Below are 22,005 nucleotides of genomic sequence, written 5' to 3'. Positions count from 1 at the left end.
TGTTGTGAAATAAAAAAAACTGAGCCTTGTGTTGTGAATGTCTTAAGTTAGACCAAGATCTAACTGAAGCAAGTCAGCACAAGTGTTCAGCTTTTTTGTTTTAGAATGCTGGTAAAAATGAAGCTGCTGATTGCTAATAAAAAATTAGGAAAAATAGGTTCTTGAAATAGCTTTCAATCTGTGGTATATTTTCGGTGTAGAGTTAAAACGTTTTAATTATTGATGAATGGCGTTTGATTCAATTAATACGTAATATGGAGTGATGAAGGAATGAACACTGTAACAGTTATCGGTAGCATTAATTTAGATCGGACCATCCGAGTCAAACATATGCCTAAGCCAGGAGAAACGATACACACGAAAGAAACATTTTCAGCTGGCGGAGGAAAAGGAGCAAACCAAGCAGTTGCTGCAAGACGTTCAGAAGCTACTACTCATTTTATTGGAGCGATTGGTACCGATGAAGCTGGCAAAACAATGGCTGAGCTTTTAGAACAAGAAGAAATCAATTTACAAGGTGTAGCAACTCTTGAAAACCAAGCGACTGGTCAAGCTTACATCATCGTTGATGATGCTGGGGAAAATAGTATTATGATCCATGCCGGAGCGAACAATGCGTTTACACCAGAACAAGTTAGACAAAACAAAGCGATCATCGAAAAAAGTGATTTTATCATCGCACAGTTTGAAAGCGCTATAGAAAGTACGATTGAAGCTTTTAACCTAGCAAAAGAAGTTGGAGTAAAAACAATTTTGAATCCTGCCCCAGCATTAGAAAATGTGCCTGAAGAGTTATTGAAAGTAACAGATATGATTATTCCTAATGAAACAGAAACAGAAATTTTAACAGGGATTTCGATTACGGACGAAGAAAGCTTAAAACAGGCTGCAGCTCACTTACATCAATTAGGAATCGAAGTTGTAATTATCACGATCGGAAGTAAAGGCGCATTTTACTCGATTAAAAACAGCAAAAATGGGATCGTGCCAGCGTTCAAAGTGAATGCAGTCGATACGACAGCTGCAGGTGATACATTCATTGGTGCGATGAGTAGCATGTTAGCAACTGATTTTAGTAATTTAGAGGAAGCAATTACCTATGGAAATAAAGCTTCTTCTTTGACTGTTCAACGTTTTGGCGCACAACCTTCTATTCCATATAAACAAGAATTGAATTAAGAAAGGACGTTTTTATTATGAAAAAATCAAAAGTAATCAATTCAGATATCTCTCGTGTAATCGCACAAATGGGACATTTTGACACATTAAGTATCGGTGATGCAGGTATGCCCGTGCCGATGACAACTGAAAAAATCGATTTGGCTGTAGATAATGGTATTCCAAGCTTTATGGAAGTCTTGAACAATGTGCTTGAAGAGTTAGAAGTTCAACGTATTTATTTAGCTGAAGAAATCAAGTCAGAAAACCCTAAAGTATTATCGGAAATTCAACAACGGCTACCTGAAACACCTATTACTTTTATCCCTCATAGTAAAATGAAAGCTGATTTGAATCAGTGTCATGCGTTTATTCGCACGGGGGAAATGACACCTTATGCTAATATTATTTTAGAAAGCGGCGTCGTTTTTTAAAAAAGAAGGAGGAATAGTCTACCATGAATACTACCGCGCTTTTAATTGGCTTAGGCCCACTACTTGGTTGGGGGTTATATCCTACGATCGCATCTAAGATCGGGGGACGTCCGGTCAATCAAATTTTAGGTTCAACATTAGGAACATTGATTTTTGCAATTGTTTTTGCTTTATATAAAGGAATGGAGTTACCAACAGGATCTGACCTGACTTTTTCAATCTTATCTGGTGTTGGTTGGGCAATCGCCCAAATCATTACATTCCAATCCTTTACCTTGATTGGTTCTTCTCGTGCAATGCCTATTACTACTGCTTTTCAATTATTAGGGGCTTCATTGTGGGGCGTGTTTGCTTTAGGAAATTGGCCTGGCGCTACTGCGAAAGTCTTGGGTGCCTTTGCTTTAGTTTTGATTATTTTAGGTGCTTGGATGACTGTTTGGACTGAAAAGAAAAATACAGAAGGCAGTAACTTATTGAAAAAAGCGGTCCTTTTGTTAGCAGTAGGTGAAATCGGCTACTGGGCTTATTCCGCAGCTCCTCAAGCAACTTCAATTGATGGAATGCATGCCTTTTTACCTCAAGCAATTGGTATGGTAATCGTTGCTGTTGTTTATTCAGCTGTTTTAAGTTTTAAAGAAAAATCAGCGTTTGTCGAAGTTGTCTCTTATAAACATATTTTTTCAGGATTTTTCTTTGCCTTCGCTGCTTTAACTTATTTAATTTCAGCTCAACCAGATATGAATGGGTTAGCAACAGGGTTTATTCTTTCTCAAACATCCGTAGTATTAGCGACACTGACTGGTATTTGGTTCCTAGGACAAAAGAAAACCAAGAAAGAAATGACTGTTACAGTTATTGGACTAGTCTTGATTTTAGCTGCTGCTACGATCACTGTAATGATCTAACTCTTCCCCAAAACAAAATAAGCTGAACTGAAAGACATTGATTGACTTAAGTTGATCAATGTCTTTTATTTTTTTTGGAAGAATCGCAAATAAATCGTAATTATAGAGTGAGGAGGGATTTACGTGTTACGAATCTGTTCAAAAAAAGCAATTCGAAGTAAAGCACTAACGATTCGATTATTTGATGGTTCTACGTGGGCTAATTTAGGGAATGGACAGTTTATCAATCAAGAGACAAAAAAAGAATTACCTGACTACAAGATTTATCCACAAATAAAAACAGCCGTTTCTTCTGGCGGTCTTATCTTTGCTAAACGAAGGAACACAAAACAAAACTTACAGTACGTGGAACGACCAATGAAAGTAAAAGCTTGGCAAGTTTAGTCGTTGCAAAAAAACATATTTGTTCGTTGAAAACGTTATATGTGAGCATCATTACTGGTTAGCAATCTAACTGATAACGATGATTTGCTGTCAATCTTTATCGATGCTCAACTAAATGACAGTCCTGTTAGTGTTGGCATGCTAACAGCAAAAGTATGACTAGAATCTCTTACGGAGGACGGAACCAATAACTGTGATTAATGGTTTGAAGAAAAATTTCTTACGTAATGTTTTTTCCGAGGACCGTGAGGATATGGGTTGGCTTTTTCCTAAAAAAGTCAGGTTTCCATTTATCCTAAAAATGGTGTGGCCTTAAAATTTTTAAGGAGTGACAACTTGATGACAGAACTCCAGCGATTATTAACTTTTATGCGTAGTAGTAAAAGAAAACAGATTACTTTGCGTGAATATGAACAGCTTGTTCATCAAGATGGATGGACAAATGGAGACAAAGCAAAATTGATCAATCAGATACAAAAAAGTGGCGTTTTAAGGTATGACCGCACTAAAAATGAATATGTGATTCGCTTGATTCAGTAGCGAATATTTTGATTTTTAGTGTCAGTAGTAATTCTATGTTTATGAGAGAACTTTTGTAGATAAGCAGGTTTATTATCAAAAAACAGGAGAATTTCGATGAAAAAATACCAGTTAGTTGTACGCATATTTTTGATCATTCATTTATTATCCGTTTCGTTTTGCCGACCACTTGTTGTTTTAGCAGGAAATTTAGAAAATACAGATCAAGACGATCGTAAGATAAGTTTTCTTCAAGAGAATCAGTTGATTCAAACTGAAGACGGCAAATTATATACGACAACTCCTTCGAATTACATCACTCACTCGATTCATGCTGCTTTAGGAGAAACTCAAACCCACCAACGAAACAATCAAACGATTTATGTTGACCCCAATGCTCATATCTCCAATATTGATATTCGCTTATCGAACGGTGTACGTGAATATGGCTGGTACGGTAAACGGATCAACAATGAAATTGCCTTGTGCATAGAACCAGGTGCTGCACTTAATCTTGGAAATAACTCTGGCTATACAGTCGCTGAGCGAAATACTGAACAGATGAAAAAAATTTCTTTGATTAAGTATTACGGGCTGATGGTTTCGGGCCACACGTTGAAAAAAGAATTGATGACTCAAATTTTGGCATGGGAACAACAAGGGATTACACCGTTGAGTATTTCAGGGGTATTTTCGATGACGGACTATCAAACCTTTAAATCTGCTGTCATGAAAAATGTCAATTATTTTTATACATCACCTTCTTTTGACAAACAAACGATAAACTTAAAAGTTGGAGAAAGTATCACCTTAACTGACACGACCCATGCCTTTAGTAATTATCAGTCATTACCATCTTTCGTCTCACAAGGACTAAGTATTTCTAAAAAAGGAAATCAATTAACGATTCTTGCCAACAAAAATGCAGAAGCGACTAGTCGAGTTGAATTTGACTATGATATTGCCTCTACTTTTCAAGGTGTTCCGCTAATTTATCAACACCCATATACCCAAAATATGATAGTTGGCAGATTAAATGAACATAGAAAAATTTCTTTAACCATAACTGTTTTAAAAAACGGCAATGCCCGTGTACGCAAAGTAGATGAAACGACCAAGCAACCATTGGCAGGTGCCGTTTTTCGTTTTACTACTTCTGATGGAAAAACCAAAGAAATCACTACAGGTTCTGATGGCTATGCTGCCTGGAATGATTTGTTAGTCGACACAAAAGTAACGATCCAGGAAATCAAAGCACCGAATGGATATGTCCTCAATGCCACACCTCAGACAGTAACCATCAAAGCCAATGAGACCACCACGATCAGTTTAGATAATAAAGAGCAACTAGCAAATCTCAAAGTGATCAAAGAAGATGAAGAAACAGGCAGTAAACCACAAGGGGCTTCTCAATTGGTAGGAGCTGTTTACGAGTTAACCGATAAGAATGGGGCTTCTGTTAGTAAACTAACCATACAAGATGTCAATGGCGTAGCACAAGCAGAGGTGAAAGGATTAAAGCTGGGAACCTATTATCTCCAAGAAATCGAACCGCCAGAAGGCTACAATTTGGATGATACAAAACATACCGTTAATCTCACGTATGCTGGACAAAATGAAACCGTAGCGCTTCACAGTAAAACGGTGACTGATCGAGTCATCAAAGGAAATGTAGAAGGCTATAAGTTTGGTTCACGCCCCTTGATTCCTCAAACCGTTTTTGAAGTAATTGCCAGACTGAAAAAAGAGCAACAGGAGCTAAAGCCACCTTTAGAAGGTGTTGAACTGACAGCTACTTCCCACACCACTGGACAAGAATATGTCCAAGTCACTGGTAAGAACGGGTATTTCAAGTTTGAGAATCTACCTTATGACACTTATACCATTGAAGAAACCAAAGGTGTGGATGGCTATTTATTGATCGAACCATTTGAAGTGACGATCACGGAAGACGGCTATACCCATTTCTTTTTATTGGAAGATAAAGTGATTGAATCTCGATTGCATATCATCAAAGTGGATGAAGAAACAGGCGAGAACATACCTTACGCAGGCGCTCAGTTCAAAATTTTTGATACTTGGGCAAATGAAGGAGAAGGCGAATTTGTTTCGATGGTACGACCCAATGACACGGAGCAGACCAATATTTTTGAAACCAATGACAAAGGCGAAATCATTACCACAGAAAGTTTGCCTTGGGGTGTGGATCGCTATGAACTCCATGAGATCAAAGCACCAGAAGGATATGTACCACTAGAAGAACCACTCATTTTTAGTGTCACAGAAGAGAATGCTGGCGCCTTGATTCGCCTAGAAGTTCCGAACCGTTTAGCTCGTCAAAATATTCAATTGATCAAGCGAGATCGGTTGAATGAACAACCATTAGAAAATGTCCCATTTCATTTATACAACATAGTAGCGGATGAAAATGGAGAATTGACTGAAACCTTAATTGAAAAATATTTGACTGATAAAGAAGGGAAAATCAATGTAGAGGCACTACCTTATGGCAACTATAAATTTGTTGAAGTGGAACCTTTGGCAGGCTATTTACCATTAGAAGAACCAATGGATTTTTCTGTCACGGTTGAAAAGGATGGCGAGCTACTTGTTCTTGAAGCCTACAATGAACGGGAACCATTAGAGTTGACCTCTTTATTTACCGATATTGCTGGCGAAAAAACACTTGATCCAACAGTAGACAATCAGTTGAAAGATGTGGTGTGGATCAAAGGCGAGGCAATCGAAATCGGACACACTTATACTGTTTTTACGCAATATAAGAATACAAAAACAGGAGAAGTGGTCAGTGAATCAACGTCAACTTATACTCCAAAGAACGAAGAAGATACATTTGAAGTATTTCTTGAGTTGAAGGCAAATATCCTCAAAGATGGTGATCAATTAACAGCGACCCACGTCTTATATTACGAAGAAGAGCAAAAAAATGAAGTAGGACGTGAGGATGATTTAAGGAACAAAGATCAGACAATTACATTAAAAAAAGAAAAATTATTATTAAAGCAAAGCATATTGCCAAAAACGAATGAACGACGTTCGCTAGAGATGGTTCTTCTTGGATTGAGCTTGATTATTATCGTTAGCAGTTATCTTTATCTTCAAAAAAAGCAGAAACATGTAAAGTTGTGAAAAAATTGATTTCGATTATTTTTACTAAAAGTATGATCAAAGTGTTTAGAAGATAAAAGAAAGGATGGTCTAAAGAATGGTGAAACGTTCAATCGTTATAGATCAGTTATCGAAAAAGAATCTAGGCAGGATAAAATATGGACTTTTGTTCCTTTTTATCAGTGGAAGTATCACAGGAATTACTAGCATCTACCTAAGTCACAATCAGGAAAAAACAGTAGCAAGTAAACAAAAACAAGTAGCAAATATCATTGATACAAAAAACATAGAAAAAGAAGAAATACCCACTCATTATTTTCTTAAAGAGGATCATGATCCGGCAATCGCAGTCATGGAACAATTTGACTATTTTAGTTCTAAAACTGAGGGAACGGAATTGCCACTTCAACAACTAGAGCATGAGGTAGCGCAATTAGTCGTTGCCTTTGCTAAAGAAAAAAAGAAAACAGAAGTCACAACTTTAGAAACTTCAAAAGAAAGAGCGGATAGTAAACAAGCCCCAGTCTATGAGGCCCCTCCAGTTTCTGTTGAAAAAGAAAAGAATCGTGAGAGTGACCAAACGACTTGGCAGAGACCACAAATTTCACTAGCATCCACTTACATGGTCATTGAGCAATACAGTAAATTTGAACCAACAGACTATTTTGAGATTCTTACGGGTAACGACGCTTTTCCCACAGTCAAACATAATTTTATTGACACGTCGAAGCTAGGCGAGCAAAAATTTACGATCCGTGTCACCGACTCGGCAGGAATGTTTACAGATGCCACCATCTACTTTTTTGTTAATAGCTTACCGAAAATCAACTTGAAGCAGACGACAATGTACCAGCAGATCGGTGTACCAGTTGATTTGTTAGCAGGAGTATCCGCAATGGACCAAGAAGATGGGGATTTAACCGCAAAGATTGAAGTCGAAACAAATCTTGATATCAACAAAGAAGGAAGCTATGAGGTGCTTTATTCTGTCAATGATCGACATGGGGCTCAAGCGAAAACGAAAGCGTTTATCAAAATTGAAAATGATGCACCGGTAATCCATATACCCGAATGGATTGACCATCAGATAAATCAAGAGTTGAATATTTTCGACTATGTGAAAGCTTGGGATAGAGAAGACGGAGATATCTCATTAACTAAAACCAATATCTTGGAAACTAATTTTGATTCCAATAAAGAAGGAAAATATTTCTTTAGAATTGGCAATGTGCAAGATCGATATGGAAAATATGCAGAGGAGAGACGACTTCTCGTACAAGTAACGAATGAAGCCCCTAAAATCATCCAGGCGGATCTTCAAGTCAATGTTTTCTCTGCTTTGAAGAAAGAAGATTATTTTGCACAACTGGTTGTTTCAGATCGAGAAGATCCGTTAGAACGATTAAATATTGAAATAGATGAAGCAGCATGGAATCGGATCGATACATCTAAATTAAGAAAATATTTGCTTCCTCTTAAAGTCACTGATACAAATGGCAAAACAACCAGTGGTTATGGGAAAATCACGGTCATCAATGAACCACCACGATTTATAGGCATAGCCGATAAGGTGCTAACTATTGGAGAGGCGTTTGATCCGCTAGCCGGAATTGAGGTTTACGACAAAGAAGAAACATTATCTTTAACAGATGTCGAAGTGACTGAAAACGTCGATGTCAACAAACCAGGAACTTACACTGTCAGTTTGAGTATCAGTGATTCTTTTGAGCGGGTACATGCTAGTTATCAAGTAACCGTTATGAATCAACAAGCGATAGAAAAGGAGAAAGAATAGTATGGACTATTTTGAGCAAGCGATGTCGTTGTTTTCAAAAGGAGTACTTGCTTCTGGCAGTCTGCTCACTGTATGGGGGATTATTCAACTCGGTGCGGCTATCAAAGAACATAATGGTCCCGGAATGCAAAATGCTCTTTTTCAGATCGTTGGTGGGGCTGTTATCGTTGCAGCTGGCGCTTGGGTAGCAACTATTTCAATCTAAGGAAGTGGCTAAGCTGGACGGTGCAATCAAATTTTTACTACAAACAATTGCTGATCAATTAAATTTTTCAAACGACCCTAAAAATATGCTACTACAAAATCTAGAAACCTATCTACCTGATATCTATCAATACAGTGAGTTAATTATGAATGGAGTGATCAAACCAATTGCTTATTCTGTACTAGGCTTTTTACTATTGCTGGAGTTTCAACAAATGGCACAAAAGATTTATGGAAATTATTCCGGTTTTGGTGGCATGGAGTTGTTCCTTCCGCTCTTTCTTAAATTAGGAGTAAGCCTGTTGATCATGCGCCATTTAACAATATTTATCCATATGATCGTTGAAATTAGTACAACAATCAGTAATGGTATCAGTCAAATTGGGATTCGAGAAGGTGGAAGTAAGGCTGTTGATGTTCTTTCATTGATTGAAGGAATCTACCATTGGGGCTTTTTTGAAAAACTTACGTTGTTAATTATTTTGTTGATCCCGTTGATTTTATCCGTACTAACAAGTGTGCTAACAAAACTGGTTATTTTCATGCGTTTTTTTGAAATTTATTTGTATTTTAGCATTTCTCCATTACCTCTTGTGACGTTTCTTAATGAAGAAGTTAGTTCGATTGGAAAAAATTTTTTGAAATTAGTTTGTGCTTCCTCCCTGCAAGGAATCCTCTTATTTATTATATTAAGTTTTTATCCACTGCTCGTACATTCTGTGTTTTCAATTGATGAAAAACAGGGAATGATTGCAGTGATCAGTGGGATATCAGGGAATTGTCTAACATTATGTGCTAGTTTATTTTATACCAATAAATGGGCAAAAATCATTCTTGCAACTGCCTAGAGAATCATTTTTAACTGGAGGGAAATAAAATCGATGATTGAAGTACCAATTCGAAAAGAAATTTTAACCTACCAAGAAAAATTGTTTTTTGGCGTTTCGTTAAGACAATTTATCTCTGCTGTTGTAACGTTGCTTTTGATCGTTCCTCTGGGCATTTTAAATTATGTCAGTTGGAAGTATCCGATTGATGATATCGGGATCGTTTTTATGGTACTCAGTGCCCCTATCTTGTCAGTGGGCTGGCTGACACCTAATCACTTACCTTTAGAAAAGTATGTGCAGATTCGATGGAATTATTTTCAGTTGGCGAATTATTATACTTATCCTATTGTAGAGGAGTTGTATTCAAATGCCATGGTGGGTCAAAGGAGTAAGCGTGCCGAAAGAAAACAAGTTGAGTACGGAAACTAATAATAAAAAATTTATTCGTTTGATGCAAAAACAAAAGAAAAAAAGAGGGCAATATCAAAAAAAGTTAGCGCCAAAGCGTAATGTCCAAGATTTGTTGCGTTATGAAAAAATGTTTGAAAGTGGCATTTGTGAAATTGTGCCTAATTATTATTCCAAAAGTGTTCGATTTTCAGATGTGAATTATCAAATTGCTCTACAAGACGAACAATTGTTGATTTTCCAAAAATATGGCGAACTATTGAACAGTCTTGATGATACGATCCATCTAACAATCACGATCTTAAAAAAAAGAGTTGAGCTTGATGAGATGACGGATAGGCTTTTTTATGAGAGTAAAGGCGATCAACATGATAGCTATCGTGAAGAAGTCAATCAGATGCTTCTTCAAAAAATCAATGAAGGGGAGAATCGTTTTACAAAAGAAAACTATTTGACTTTCAGTACTCCAGCCAATCACTTAGAGCAGGCAAAACAATTATTGGGACGAATCGAAAAGAATTTAATCGGAAATTTGGAAGAAATTGGCTCAACGGTTGACCCATTAGACGGTTTAAAGCGTCTAAAATTGGTCAATCAGTTGTTGAAATCATCGGAACACTTTCAATTTAACTATTCCGATTTAGTCTTTAATCATCTTTCAACAAAAGCTGTGATTGCTCCTTCCAGTTTTAATTTTAAAAAGAAAAACTATTTTGAAATCAATGAGGAATATGCCCAGATTCTTTACCTAAAAGACTATCCAGCTAGATTGTCAGATAAACTCATGGCAGAATTGATGGAAATACCTGAAGAAATCACGTTATCGATCCACATTGATCCAGTCGGGGCTGAGCAAGCCAATCATCTAGTTCAAATAAAAAAAGCCTATATGGAAGGAGACAAAGTTGCTGCTCAAAGAAAAGCAACTCAAAAAGGCTACGATCCTTATACAAGTATTCCATATGAATTAACCAATAGTATCAATGAAGCTAATTTATTATTAGATGATTTGTTAAAAGAAGGACAGAACTTATTTTTCGTTTCGGTTTTTGTCTATTTCAGAACAAACACAAAAGAAAAATTGACTGATATAGCCGAACGAATTTTGAGTATTGCCAGAAAAAATGGTTGTGGCTTTCATTATTTGGATTATCTACAACTAGAAGGGATGAATTCCGTCCTTCCATTTGGAAAAAATTGGATAACAACTCGCCGAACATTGACTACAGCAAGTGCAGCTATCTTTATTCCATTTACTGCGCAAGAACTTGACCACGAGGAGGGTAAATACTATGGAATGAATGAGCTAACGAAAAATGTAGTTCGGATCAATCGGAAACGGTTGAATACCCCAAGTGGAATGATTTTAGGTAGTTCAGGCTCAGGAAAAGGGGTAGCCAAAAAATATGAAGAAATTACTACACTACTAAAAAATCCAACAGACGAAATCATCTCGATTGATCCTGAAGATGAAGATACATTAATTGGGCAAACTTTTGATGCGCAAATTGTTAAAATTGCACCAAACACCGATACATTTATCAATCTATTGGATATCACAGATGATTTAAGTGGGGAAGTTGATCCAGTAAAATTAAAATCCGACTTTTTGTTAACAGCATTTGAAGCTTTGATCGGTGGACAATCGGGTTTGAATTCCGCACAACGTTCCATCATTGATCGTGTGACTCGCTTGACTTATTTTAACTATTTTCATTCTCAGGACAAGCAAATGCCAACATTAGCGAAGGAATGGTTTACGTTGCTCAAAGAACAGCCGGAAAAAGAAGCGCAGGCACTAGTATTAGACTTAGAATTATATATTGAAGGTTCTTTAGCGATTTTTTCCCATACGACAAATATTGAGTTAAATAAGCGTTTTATCATCTACAACACCAAAGAGTTAGGAAGTCAGTTAAAAACATTTGGGATGATGGTGGTTTTAGAACAAGTATGGAATCGGGTGGTACGTAATCGGGATCGAGGGATCACTACGTGGATTTACATTGATGAAATGCAGTTGATGCTAAATGATCCTTACTGTGAAAATTATTTTTTTGAATTATGGAGTCGTATCCGAAAGTGGGGAGCAATTCCTACAGGGATCACGCAAAATGTGGAGACGTTACTGCTTTCAGATAAAGCACGGAGGATGCTAAGCAACACTGAATTTATCATTATGCTAAAACAGGCTAAAAGTGATCTGGACGAACTTTCTACTCTTTTTCGTCTTTCTACTCAACAACAAAAACACTTGATCCATCCGCCAAAAGGTGCAGGGTTGATACGTGCAGGTCATGCAATCGTGCCTTTTTCTAATACCGTTGATTCAACCACAAGATTATATGAATTAATCACGACTGATCCCGAGGAACGGATAAAAAGAAAACAGGAACAATCCGATGAATAAATCTAATTGGAACAAACGAGACAACGAGTATCGGAAAATTTTTCTATCAAGTAGCTTGAATCAATCGATAAAACGGAGCGTTACAAATAAAATGTTAGTTCCCTTCAGAAAAAAGCGTCGTAAGTTCTTAGCTGTTCAGCCCAATAAATGGCATTTTTTTAGATCACTCATGGTTCTTAGTTGTGTATTACTATTCTTACTGACGATAGGGATAACCAGCGTCATTTATTCGAGTGTACCCAATATCAATGAATTTGAATTAACAAATATTTGGACGTACATGACTCATTTGGATGTTGAAAAAAATCGAGTGCTTCGTCAGCAGCATAACATTATTAAAATCAACGGACAGATGGGGATGACACAAGACATGAATTTGGTTTCTAATATTGATGAAGTATTGTCTTATTTGGGTATTTGTTATGAGAATGTGGAACTCGAAAATCCAGTAATCAAAGCGAAAATCCATGAGATCCATGATAACTTATGGTCCCTTCATGCAAAAGGGAACGAAGCAACATTAACAACAAAATATTTTACTCAGATCATTGAATGGACAGAAGAATTGAAAGAACGATTGAATGCTGGTTCAACGATTGGTCGTTATCGTCAATTGATGGAACTACAATCGCCATTTAAGGAAGATCATCGATTAATGGTCAATCAAAGATATGGTTACTTTCTCGATGGCCAAGAAAAAAAGCTATTTCAGGGAATCCAATTACAAGCTGAGAAAAATATAGAATTATATGCTCCGATGGCTGGGAAAACGACTGTGACTGATCAGTCAATCGTGATCCAATTCAATAATCGACAGCTTGTCTTAAAGAATGTTTCACCATTAGTCAATCATGACCAAGAAGTCGTTTCGGGAGAATTGATTGGAACTGTAGCGAAAGAAAATGAATTAACCATTGAATATTCCAAAAATGGACAATCAGTAAATCCAAGTTTTTATTTTGAAGAAGTAGCATATTCGGAAACATTCCAATTAGACTCTGGTAATCAAAACACGTCATTTGATGAATGGACATTTCGGCAATTAATTCTGCTTAAGTGTCATGCGTTTAGCGATCGAGCAGATAAAATTTTACAAGAAGCAAAAAGAAACGGCATCTCACCGGTGATCTTAGCGGCGATCATGATTCACGAAAGTGCTTGGGGGACTAGTAAAGGAATCCTAGAAAAAAATAACCCAGCTGGTCTAATGAATGATCAAGGTTTAATTTCATATCGTACGTTAGACGAAGGAATCGAAGCAACTGGTCGAACACTTAAAAAGCTGATTATTGACCAGCAACGAGTAACTGTCGAACAATTAGGAGCGGTCTATTGCCCGATTGATGCGACAAATGATCCCATGGGGCTCAATCGTTATTGGGTGCCTGCGATCAAACAATTAATGGTGCAATTGGGTGGAAAGCAAGAGATGGGATTGCTGTGGGAGCGATTCTCTGACTTTCATGAGGCTCTTTTAGCTAAAGCACAAAGTCTTCATCAAAAAGGTGTGTATTATTCTCAGGGAAACCAAAGAGGCGTATTTCCTTATCACGATTGCTCGTCTTACGTAATTTGGGTGTTGAATGAAATGGGACTAAATGTACCGTTGGGAAATACAGAAACACTTTATGGTTTGGAAGGACAACTTCTCTATCCGATCAACTATTCCGAAGTACAAGCAGGTGACTTATTTATTTGGGGAGAAAAAGGTAATTCGTCGGGCGATTTTGGGCATACAGGATTCTTTTTAGATGCTGGTGGAAAAACGATTATTCACTGTACACCTGCTACGAAAAAAGGATTTAGTCAAAATGGTGATGTCGTCATTACTCCATTTGTAGGGTATTATGGTGATCCACAACTGGCACCAGTTTACTTTTATCGAATCGTAGGGAGCGGGTAAAAATCAGAAATAAACATCAATTATTTACAACGATTGCTTGTTTGGTTATCAGCAGCAGTATAGCCGTAAGTATTGGATATACTGTTGGTAAAAAGAACACACAACAAGAAGCAAATAACCGTATACCTGTTGCTCATTTCTCGGAACAACAGGTCAATGATTTTTTACGCTCGTATTTTACTTTCACAGAGTACGGGGATAATTATTTGAATTATGAGAAATTTTTAGCAAAACAAGCGAAAATTGCTGAAGAAGAAAGCAGAAAGCAAAGCGATTTTTTTCCACAATTTTTTGGTCATTCTCGTTTTATAAAAAGTAAGAATTTTATACGTCACGTGAATGACCAACAAATTGAAGTGATTGCCAACGTCACAAGGAGGATTGATAGTTTGAATCAAGAAGGTAAGTCTACTAAAACACTTGAGAATGAAGGGCTGTTTCAAATTTGGTATGTGTTTGATTCAGCTACAAAACACTTTTTGGTGGAAAGGTTTCAACCAATAGAGATAGCTGAAAAGGAATCGAAAGAATACGAAGAATGAAAATACCGGTTTTGTCCATCACTTTTGGTAAATGAAAAGGATGTCTATCTATGGCAAGAGAAACTGTACTGATTGATCATGTCAAAAGGCTAGAAATCGAAGAAGAGCGTCTACCGATTTTCGAGGCCCTCATTTTATTAGAAGAGGTCAATAAACAAACGATCCTTAATAAAAGCATAGGTAGTTGTCGTATTCGGATTTACAATCATAAAAATCACCTTCTTCATTCAATGGAATTACAATTTCCGTTAAAGGATGCCATAGAAGAAATAATCAGTGGGCAATATCAGATAGTCCGAAGTAAAAAGAAGACGACAAAAAGTAAAGCAGCAATACGCACGAAAAAAGCAATTAAGTATGGTGAACCTAGCAGATCAACCAAAGGAAAATTACTATCTTTGATTCCCACGATCAAAAGGATCTGGTTTATTGTGGTGATTGTTTTCAGTCTTTTCATAGGCATTAGCGTAATGTGGCCACATTTTATTACGAAAGTAGATCAAAAAGAAATTACCACGACAGAGGAGCAGGAATGGGCAAAATTAATCGAAGCGCAAGCCTATCTTCAAGCAGCAGCGGAATATCCAGAAAAGCGTCATGAATTGATCGACTATTTGACAGAGCAACAAGAATTTACATGGTTGAAAGAGATCAATGAATATTACCCCACCGCAGATGCACAATTTGATTTAGCTTTTTTTGAAAAAAATTGGGAAGTAGTTATTGAAACGTCCCCAGAAAATTTATCTGACAAAAGAAAAGTGATGCTTGCATTTGCTTACATTGAATTAGAACAATTGACCGAAGCAGAGATATTAAATAAATATTTAGAAAGTGAAGAACTATCAAAAAAGTTAGACCAAAATTATTTACAGAAAGGGCTGTTTTTTTTAAAACAGAAGAAGATTGCAGAAACAACGAAACATTTAGAATTGATCCAAGAGGAAAAAGTGAAAAAAATATTACAAACTTATATCGAACAAGCTTCCATCATTATTGATTTTATTGAGTTATACCAGCAAAATGAAGATCCGGAAAATCAATTATTGTGGGAACAACGATTAGAAATGATTGGTCAATCAGATATCAATGATAGGGAATGAGTGGTCTTGGATTCAGTTGTTATTTGTCGAAGGGTAACTAATTAAGGGGAATAAAATAATAAAAAAGAAAAACTGATTGGCAAATTAGCTAAAATCATTAGTTAAAAGATAGTGTTGAAGTGTTAATGAAAAGAGGTAACGGCAGAAAAGTTAGTTCGTTTTTTCAAACGATTCTTTCTTATCGTCAGTGAAGTCATTTGCTTTTCCAATCGTATCCCAAGGTAATAATCATTACTTGATCAAAAATAGGCCAAAGAATATCAGAAATCAGAGCAGTGATTTTCGTATTCTTTGGCTCAATTATTAAAGTTTGCTATTTCTGTTGTGGTGTTGCGCTTGTTACTATTGATTCATTTACAATCACAATCCAGCAAATATTTATGGTAACAAAAGTTATGTTTTATGCTAAAGATTCGACTGGTAAGTCAAGTTCTGTTCCATAACGTTGTTTGAGTGCTAAACGAATCAATCGTTCCGCAAGATTCTCATTTCGGGCAAGAATCGGTCCGTGGAAATAAGAGCCAAAAACATTTTTATAAATGACGCCTTCGGATTGGTCTTCACCATTATTTCCGTGACCTTGAACGACTTTTCCTAAAGGTCGTTCGCCTTCCCCTAAGAATGTCCGCCCATTGTGGTTTTCAAAGCCATAATAGGTTTCATTAAACTCTTCATTATAGATAACGATATCGCCGATAAAACGATTATTTTCTTGACTTAAGGTGTAATGGTCTAATGCACTGATTCCTTGGATTTTTTCTCCATTGGCACCCACATAATAGTGTCCAAGGAATTGGTACCCGCCACAGATAGCTAACATCACACCATCATTTTCAATGTAGTTTGTTAGTGCTGCTTTTTTTTCTTGGATATCTTTTGAAATGATCAGTTGCTCATAATCTTGTCCGCCACCAAAAAAGACTAGATCATATTTATCTGCTTCAAATGGTTCATGCAGACTGACAATTTCGGTATGACAGGTCACACCTAATTTTTTAGCGACATATTTAAGCATCAATAGATTGCCGTTGTCTCCATAAGTATTCATCAAATTACCGTAGAGATGGGCGATATTCAATTCATAATTAGGCATGATTCATCCCTCCTTTGATAAATCCTTGATTCGCTAATTCTTTTCGTAATTGAAGAACTGCTGTATAGGTAGCTAGGATGTAGACGTGTTCGGTCGGTAATTGTTTGATATTTTTAATGACTTCATTCAGTTCCTTTGTTTCGATGATCTTATCTTCAGGGATTCCTGCAACTTTTAGACGTAACGACATATCGGTATGACGATCCCCACCAGCGATCACTGCAGGAATATCCATATCAGCAAAATGTTCAAAATTCCCGTCCCAGATCCAACTAACGTCAATTCCATCTGCATAGTTTGCATTTAATAAAGCAACTAATGAGAATGGATAAGGGGCTAAGCCGATCATATCGATGACCTGATTGATTCCAACAGGATTTTTAACAAGTACGAGTGTACATTTTTTACCATTGATATCAATGATTTCTTGACGACCAAATATTTTTTCGTCGTATCCTAGACCTTGCTTGATTTTTTCAGGGGTTACCCCAAAATATTCAGCTACCGCTGTGGCAGCTAACGCGTTGTAGACATTGTACATCCCGCCAACTTCAATTCCATAGTTATGACCATCAATCGTAAAATCAGCTGAGACATTGTCCATGCGCAACATATCCGTTAGTCGATAATCAAGTTCAGGACGTTTAAAGTCACAGTTTGGACAATAGTATTTCCCTAAATTTGCATACGTGATCATCTTGTAATGTAAAATATGATGACATTTAGGACAGAGCACACCATCCGTATTATAATGAGCCATTTGTTCATGGTCTTCTTCATGATCAAACCCATAATATTGGCGAGGATTGATTGTTTCCACAGAGTTGAAGATTGGCGAATCTCCATTACTGATAATTGTGGCATCAGGTGATTTCGCTGCTCCGTCTACAATCATTTTGTAGGTGGTATAGATTTCTCCATAACGATCCATTTGATCACGGAAAATGTTTGTAAATAAAAATAGTTCAGGCTTCATGTATTCAGTTACTTTACTCAAACTTGCTTCATCGATTTCTAAAACAGCGAATTTTTTTTGCCCTTTTTTAGGTTTGGCTTGCAAAAAAGTAGAAACGATTCCTTGAACCATATTTGCCCCAGTTGGGTTGGTTAATACTTCATCAAATTGTTGCCGTAATATATTAAATGTCAAAGCAGTTGTCAATGTCTTTCCGTTTGTTCCAGTAACGACAACCACTTGATAATCTTTTGCAAGACTGTCTAAAATGTGTGGGTCGATTTTAAGTGCAAGTTTACCCGGTAAACTTGATCCTCCTTTAAAGAAGGTTTTTAATGCCCATTGTGATGTTTTACCAACAGCAATCGCAAATTGACTGCGTACTCCCATTATGTAACCTCCATAAAACGTCTTAACGACGAGTAAATTCAATTAATCATACCATATGTTCAAAAAAAGGTTAAATTGCTTTTCTTTTTTTTAAGAAATGGTTGCGATTCTCTTGTCTAACAACGATTGGTACTAGGCTTGATTGTTTATTTGAAGTTTCGTTTAGTCTAAGAATAGCCCCAACGGATAACAGTTGATTTTTTAGGAATAACTATAGTGGATTAATAGTTGTTTTTGATCGTCTGAAAAAAGAGTGTACATTGTTCGCTTAAAAAAGAATAATCCAGTTTGTCTAAGGTTTCGATAATAAAGTGGATCATTGTTTCACTTTTGCTTTTTTCTTCTGTACAGTAAATCAGAATGTTCTCAAAATAAATACGATATAATTTAAAGATTGCATCTTCAGTTCCGGTGGTTAATTCCTTTAAATGACTAAGCGCATCTTTTGCTAAAAAGAAATTCCCATAGGAAATAAAATGACCGCAACTATTAAGAAGCAACGTCAAATAAATTTTTTTGCCAACGGGATATTCTTGATAGATCTGAATTTTTTTTAATGAATTTTTATAGAAAATTTGTTGCTGTTCTTCTGAAAAGTAATTCAAGGTGTTGGTATAAATTTTGATTTCTTGTAGTGTCCATGTTTCGATGGATTTCAAATAATCAACAAGGAACTCCAAGGTCTCATTGTCTATTTGATGGTCGCTCAATTGATCATGGCCAATTTTAGTTAAAGCGTTTAGGAGCTGACTTTTTTTATCTTTTGAAGTGGTTGTCGTTTGATAGATCTCAAAGAGCTTTTCTAAGTCCTTTGTATTAGAAGCCAATTCATATTGTTTCCATAAATTTTGTGAAGAAGAGTGATAATAGTCATATAAAAAGATAAATTCTTCCACATCTACCAGCAATCGCTCCAACACTTGAGCTAAAAGTCGGAAAGACAAGTCATGGTTTCCTTTTTCAAATTCAATGCAATAAGATTTTGTTACGATTCCTGAATAGATTTCCTTTTGAGAAAAACCTTTATCTAATCGGATTTTTCGTACTAACTGACCATACTCCATAGTATCTCTCCATCAAAATTATTTTATGTGTTTATGTAATGAAGTAATAGTAGCAAAAAATTTGTCAAAATTCTAAGAAAGTTACTTTTGGAAAAGTGACCAGAAAAGCGACTGAAAGAAAGAGAAATTAGTAAAATTAGACGAGGGGTGTTATCCGCGCGTTTCTTATAACAAATAAGTACGAATGAAGGTTAAGTGGAGTTCAAAAAAAACTAATTATTCGCATATTTATTGTGTTTATGGTCAGGTTATTTTTAGATACAAAGTACCAAAAGTCTTAAATATAGGACTATAAAAGAATTTTCATTCGTAGATGATTATACTATGGAAAATTAAAGGAAAACATTCATGATAAATCATTGGAAATCTGTCAATGATGAAGGCTTGTTTGAGGATATGGGGCAGTATAAAAGACACGTAAACTATACTCATGTGAAGGGTCGTCAGCGACTAATCAATGAACAAATGATAATTATTTAAGGGAAGAGGAACAAGAAATATGACAAAAAGAATTACAGAACCAAATAATCAAGTCCTTAGAATAATGATTGCTTTTGGAGTATTAGGGGCAGGGTTCTATGGGTTGACTCAGGTTGACTTTTATTATATTCAGTTTAGTTTTCTTGTTATTAGTGGTTTAGTAAGCTATTTACTGGTATTTGGTTTTGTTGGTGTGAGGCAATTATTTAGTACACCTAAACGATTTATAAAAACATTCTTGCTAATTTTAGTTGGTTCACAAATTTATGGTATGTTGGCTTCGATGATAATGGGAATACTGGCACAGTTGTTAGATATTCAGACGAAAGCAAATAGTGCGCAAGATAATCCTTGGTGGTTTTTTGTATTTATTTTACCAATTGCTTTACTGGGAGAAGAACTATTTTCGATCACTATCTTTGATACTTTACGTAAAAAAATGGGGATCAATACTAAGGTGGCATCATTGCTCACAGCAATTATTTTTGGTCTGATTCATTTTGAAACTTATCTAGGAAGTTCAGCGTTGTTCACGATTGTGCAAGTCATCTTAGTTCAAGGAGGAATTAGACTTTGGTTTAACCAAGCCTATTTAAAAACAAAGTCATTGAATACTAGTTGGGCAGTGCATTATGCTTTTGATTTAATTGCTTTTGTTTTAGGAAGTTTATTATCCTCTTAGACAAATAAGAACAAAGTTTTCAGTACAAATAAATAACCCGAAGTGGCCGAAAATAGCTTTTCTATTTTCTGACTACTTTGGGTTATTTTTATTAGAGCGACACAGGATGCATTTTTGTATACTAAATACAGATTCAGCCTTTCAAGGTTTGTCGATTGTCTGAAATTTTACCCGATGATGATTTTTTCAGTAGGGTATTCGTAGCCTAAATCTCGTGTTTCTTTTGGAACAAATAACATCAAAGTATACAACATACCGATACGACCGATAAACATTAAAGCTGCGATCGTGATTTTCCCAATTACTGACAAGTTCCCAGTAATTCCCAGGGATAAGCCAGTGGTTCCGAAGGCTGAAGTTACTTCAACGATAATTGCAATTAAAGGCTGATTTTCTGTAGCTGATAAAAAGACGATACAGAAAAAACACATACCAAGAGATAACATAAATACAACGACTGACTTACGCACATCATCATTATCGATTCGACGACCAAAAATATTGATGTTGTCTTCGCTTTTAAGGAAAGAGTAGAGATAAAGACCAATAATTGCTACGGTCGTTGTACGAATCCCTCCACCTACCGAACTGGGGCTACATCCAATGAACATCAATAAAGAAAAAACGATCAATGTAGTGATTTGGAAATTACCCAAATCATGGATTTGTAAGCCAGCATTACGAGTAGTCATAGAGTAAAACATAGAATTGATCCATTTGACACTTAAACTAGAATCTTGAAAAAGATGGTCTTTTTCAAGTAAAAAGATTAACAGCGTCCCACCAACAAATAAGATGATAAAGGCTAAAACCGCTAATTTTGTAAATAAGGAAAAGCGAAACGGTAATTTTGCTTTTGAGCGTTTATACAAAATCCATTCACGAAATTCCATCAAAACAGGAAATCCTATCCCACCAATAAAAATCAAAAACATGATAACAAATAGGAACAGATAGTCATGTGCAAACGGCTCGATTGAGTTTCCTGTGACATCGAAACCCGAATTGGTCACAGCAGAAATCGATTGGTAAAATCCATAGAAAAGTGCATCCCGCCAATGATCAAAGTAGCCTCGATAATAGAAATAAATGGAAAAGAAAGCGCCAAAAAGGACTTGGAACCACAACAAAATTACAAAGGTGATACGAATCAAACGAACAATACCAGATAAGCGTGGCTGATTCATATCCGTCATGATCAGTTGTCGCTGTCGTAACGTGATTCTTCGTTTAGAAAAGATAATAAAAGCAGTAGAGATCATCATAATCCCTAATCCACCTACTTGGAATAGTATTTCAAGTAAGATTACCCCGTTATCATTAAAAGCCGAATTAATATCAAATGTGGACAATCCCGTTACACTGATTGTACTGATCGCCATGAAAAGCATATCGATAAAAGGTACGTGACTATCTGGTTCACGAAAAAAAGGAATGTAAAACAATCCTAAAGAGACAATGGTCATAATAAGATAGTAAAAAACAATGACTTGGATTGAAGAAAAATGACTAGAAGCGTAACGTTCGCTTCGACGTCTTAATTTCCGCATGAAAAGGGTTAATTTCAAGAAACTATCCTCCTTTTTAAAAGTTGTTTCTTTCAGTATACCGAGGTTA

Annotated in this window: 19 protein-coding genes; 15 read left to right on the top strand and 4 right to left on the bottom strand. The window is 36.2% G+C overall.

The features are described 5' to 3' along the window. Window positions 1-270: 270 nt before the first annotated feature. From rbsK to AB3I12_RS07110, 14 genes are all read left to right on the top strand, one after another. The gene (gene rbsK, locus AB3I12_RS07175; RefSeq protein WP_010720023.1) at window positions 271-1,179 is read left to right on the top strand and encodes a ribokinase; all 909 of its coding nucleotides are present in this window, start codon (window positions 271-273) and stop codon (window positions 1,177-1,179) included. Window positions 1,180-1,196: 17 nt separating this feature from the next. After that, complete coding sequence (gene rbsD, locus AB3I12_RS07170; protein WP_010720022.1) at window positions 1,197-1,592, top strand: D-ribose pyranase; 396 nt, start codon at window positions 1,197-1,199, stop codon at window positions 1,590-1,592. A gap of 23 nt (window positions 1,593-1,615) precedes the next feature. Next, window positions 1,616-2,497: a ribose/proton symporter RbsU gene (locus tag AB3I12_RS07165; RefSeq protein ID WP_010720021.1), complete on the top strand. Its 882-nt coding sequence runs from the start codon at window positions 1,616-1,618 to the stop codon at window positions 2,495-2,497. Window positions 2,498-2,620: 123 nt separating this feature from the next. After that, entirely contained in the window at window positions 2,621-2,881 is a 261-nt protein-coding gene (locus AB3I12_RS07160; protein WP_010738415.1) for a hypothetical protein, read from the top strand. A 339-nt stretch (window positions 2,882-3,220) separates the two neighbouring features. After that, the gene (locus AB3I12_RS07155) at window positions 3,221-3,421 is read left to right on the top strand and encodes a hypothetical protein (RefSeq protein WP_010720019.1); all 201 of its coding nucleotides are present in this window, start codon (window positions 3,221-3,223) and stop codon (window positions 3,419-3,421) included. Between the two features lie 96 nt (window positions 3,422-3,517). Next, entirely contained in the window at window positions 3,518-6,550 is a 3,033-nt protein-coding gene (locus AB3I12_RS07150) for a SpaA isopeptide-forming pilin-related protein (RefSeq protein ID WP_063626575.1), read from the top strand. 76 nt (window positions 6,551-6,626) lie between these two features. Continuing rightward, window positions 6,627-8,324 (top strand): immunoglobulin-like domain-containing protein, encoded by a 1,698-nt coding sequence (locus AB3I12_RS07145; RefSeq protein ID WP_063626577.1) that lies wholly within the window; start codon window positions 6,627-6,629, stop codon window positions 8,322-8,324. Window position 8,325: 1 nt separating this feature from the next. Further along, complete coding sequence (locus tag AB3I12_RS07140; RefSeq protein WP_010720016.1) at window positions 8,326-8,529, top strand: hypothetical protein; 204 nt, start codon at window positions 8,326-8,328, stop codon at window positions 8,527-8,529. Between the two features lie 4 nt (window positions 8,530-8,533). Further along, window positions 8,534-9,376, top strand: a complete 843-nt coding sequence (locus tag AB3I12_RS07135) for a hypothetical protein (protein ID WP_010720015.1) — start codon at window positions 8,534-8,536, stop codon at window positions 9,374-9,376. A gap of 33 nt (window positions 9,377-9,409) precedes the next feature. Then, window positions 9,410-9,787: a PrgI family protein gene (locus tag AB3I12_RS07130; protein ID WP_010720014.1), complete on the top strand. Its 378-nt coding sequence runs from the start codon at window positions 9,410-9,412 to the stop codon at window positions 9,785-9,787. Continuing rightward, window positions 9,726-12,176, top strand: a complete 2,451-nt coding sequence (locus AB3I12_RS07125; RefSeq protein WP_063626579.1) for a VirB4-like conjugal transfer ATPase, CD1110 family — start codon at window positions 9,726-9,728, stop codon at window positions 12,174-12,176. Before AB3I12_RS07130 ends, AB3I12_RS07125 begins: the two co-directional genes overlap by 62 nt. Further along, window positions 12,169-14,079 (top strand): peptidoglycan amidohydrolase family protein, encoded by a 1,911-nt coding sequence (locus tag AB3I12_RS07120; RefSeq protein ID WP_063626581.1) that lies wholly within the window; start codon window positions 12,169-12,171, stop codon window positions 14,077-14,079. The genes AB3I12_RS07125 and AB3I12_RS07120 overlap by 8 nt, the downstream gene beginning before the upstream one ends. A gap of 41 nt (window positions 14,080-14,120) precedes the next feature. Beyond that, a complete protein-coding gene (locus AB3I12_RS07115; RefSeq protein WP_063626583.1) occupies window positions 14,121-14,621 on the top strand; it encodes a hypothetical protein in 501 nt (166 codons plus the stop codon). A 50-nt stretch (window positions 14,622-14,671) separates the two neighbouring features. Then, window positions 14,672-15,724: a hypothetical protein gene (locus AB3I12_RS07110; RefSeq protein ID WP_063626585.1), complete on the top strand. Its 1,053-nt coding sequence runs from the start codon at window positions 14,672-14,674 to the stop codon at window positions 15,722-15,724. Window positions 15,725-16,124: 400 nt separating this feature from the next. On the opposite strand, the gene AB3I12_RS07105 is transcribed toward AB3I12_RS07110, so the two are convergent. The 3 genes from AB3I12_RS07105 to AB3I12_RS07095 form a co-directional block, all read right to left on the bottom strand. Further along, complete coding sequence (locus tag AB3I12_RS07105) at window positions 16,125-16,817, bottom strand: type 1 glutamine amidotransferase (RefSeq protein WP_034699589.1); 693 nt, start codon at window positions 16,815-16,817, stop codon at window positions 16,125-16,127. Next, entirely contained in the window at window positions 16,810-18,162 is a 1,353-nt protein-coding gene (locus tag AB3I12_RS07100; protein WP_063626587.1) for a Mur ligase family protein, read from the bottom strand. Before AB3I12_RS07100 ends, AB3I12_RS07105 begins: the two co-directional genes overlap by 8 nt. Window positions 18,163-18,383: 221 nt before the next feature. Next, a complete protein-coding gene (locus AB3I12_RS07095) occupies window positions 18,384-19,226 on the bottom strand; it encodes an Rgg/GadR/MutR family transcriptional regulator (RefSeq protein WP_063626589.1) in 843 nt (280 codons plus the stop codon). Between the two features lie 499 nt (window positions 19,227-19,725). Between AB3I12_RS07095 and AB3I12_RS07090 the strand changes: the two genes are divergently transcribed. Then, window positions 19,726-20,388, top strand: coding sequence for a CPBP family intramembrane glutamic endopeptidase (locus AB3I12_RS07090; RefSeq protein ID WP_010720006.1), 663 nt, complete (start codon window positions 19,726-19,728; stop codon window positions 20,386-20,388). A 167-nt stretch (window positions 20,389-20,555) separates the two neighbouring features. Here the strand turns inward: AB3I12_RS07090 and AB3I12_RS07085 are convergent, their stop codons facing one another. Then, a complete protein-coding gene (locus tag AB3I12_RS07085; protein ID WP_010720005.1) occupies window positions 20,556-21,956 on the bottom strand; it encodes a TrkH family potassium uptake protein in 1,401 nt (466 codons plus the stop codon). Between the last annotated feature and the right edge of the window lie 49 nt (window positions 21,957-22,005).

This window comes from Enterococcus sp. C65, assembly GCF_040887165.1.
In the GTDB taxonomy this organism is placed as follows: domain Bacteria; phylum Bacillota; class Bacilli; order Lactobacillales; family Enterococcaceae; genus Enterococcus_B; species Enterococcus_B hirae.
Note: the sequence above shows the minus strand (reverse complement) of the source record. Positions and strands in the feature narration are given on the sequence as shown.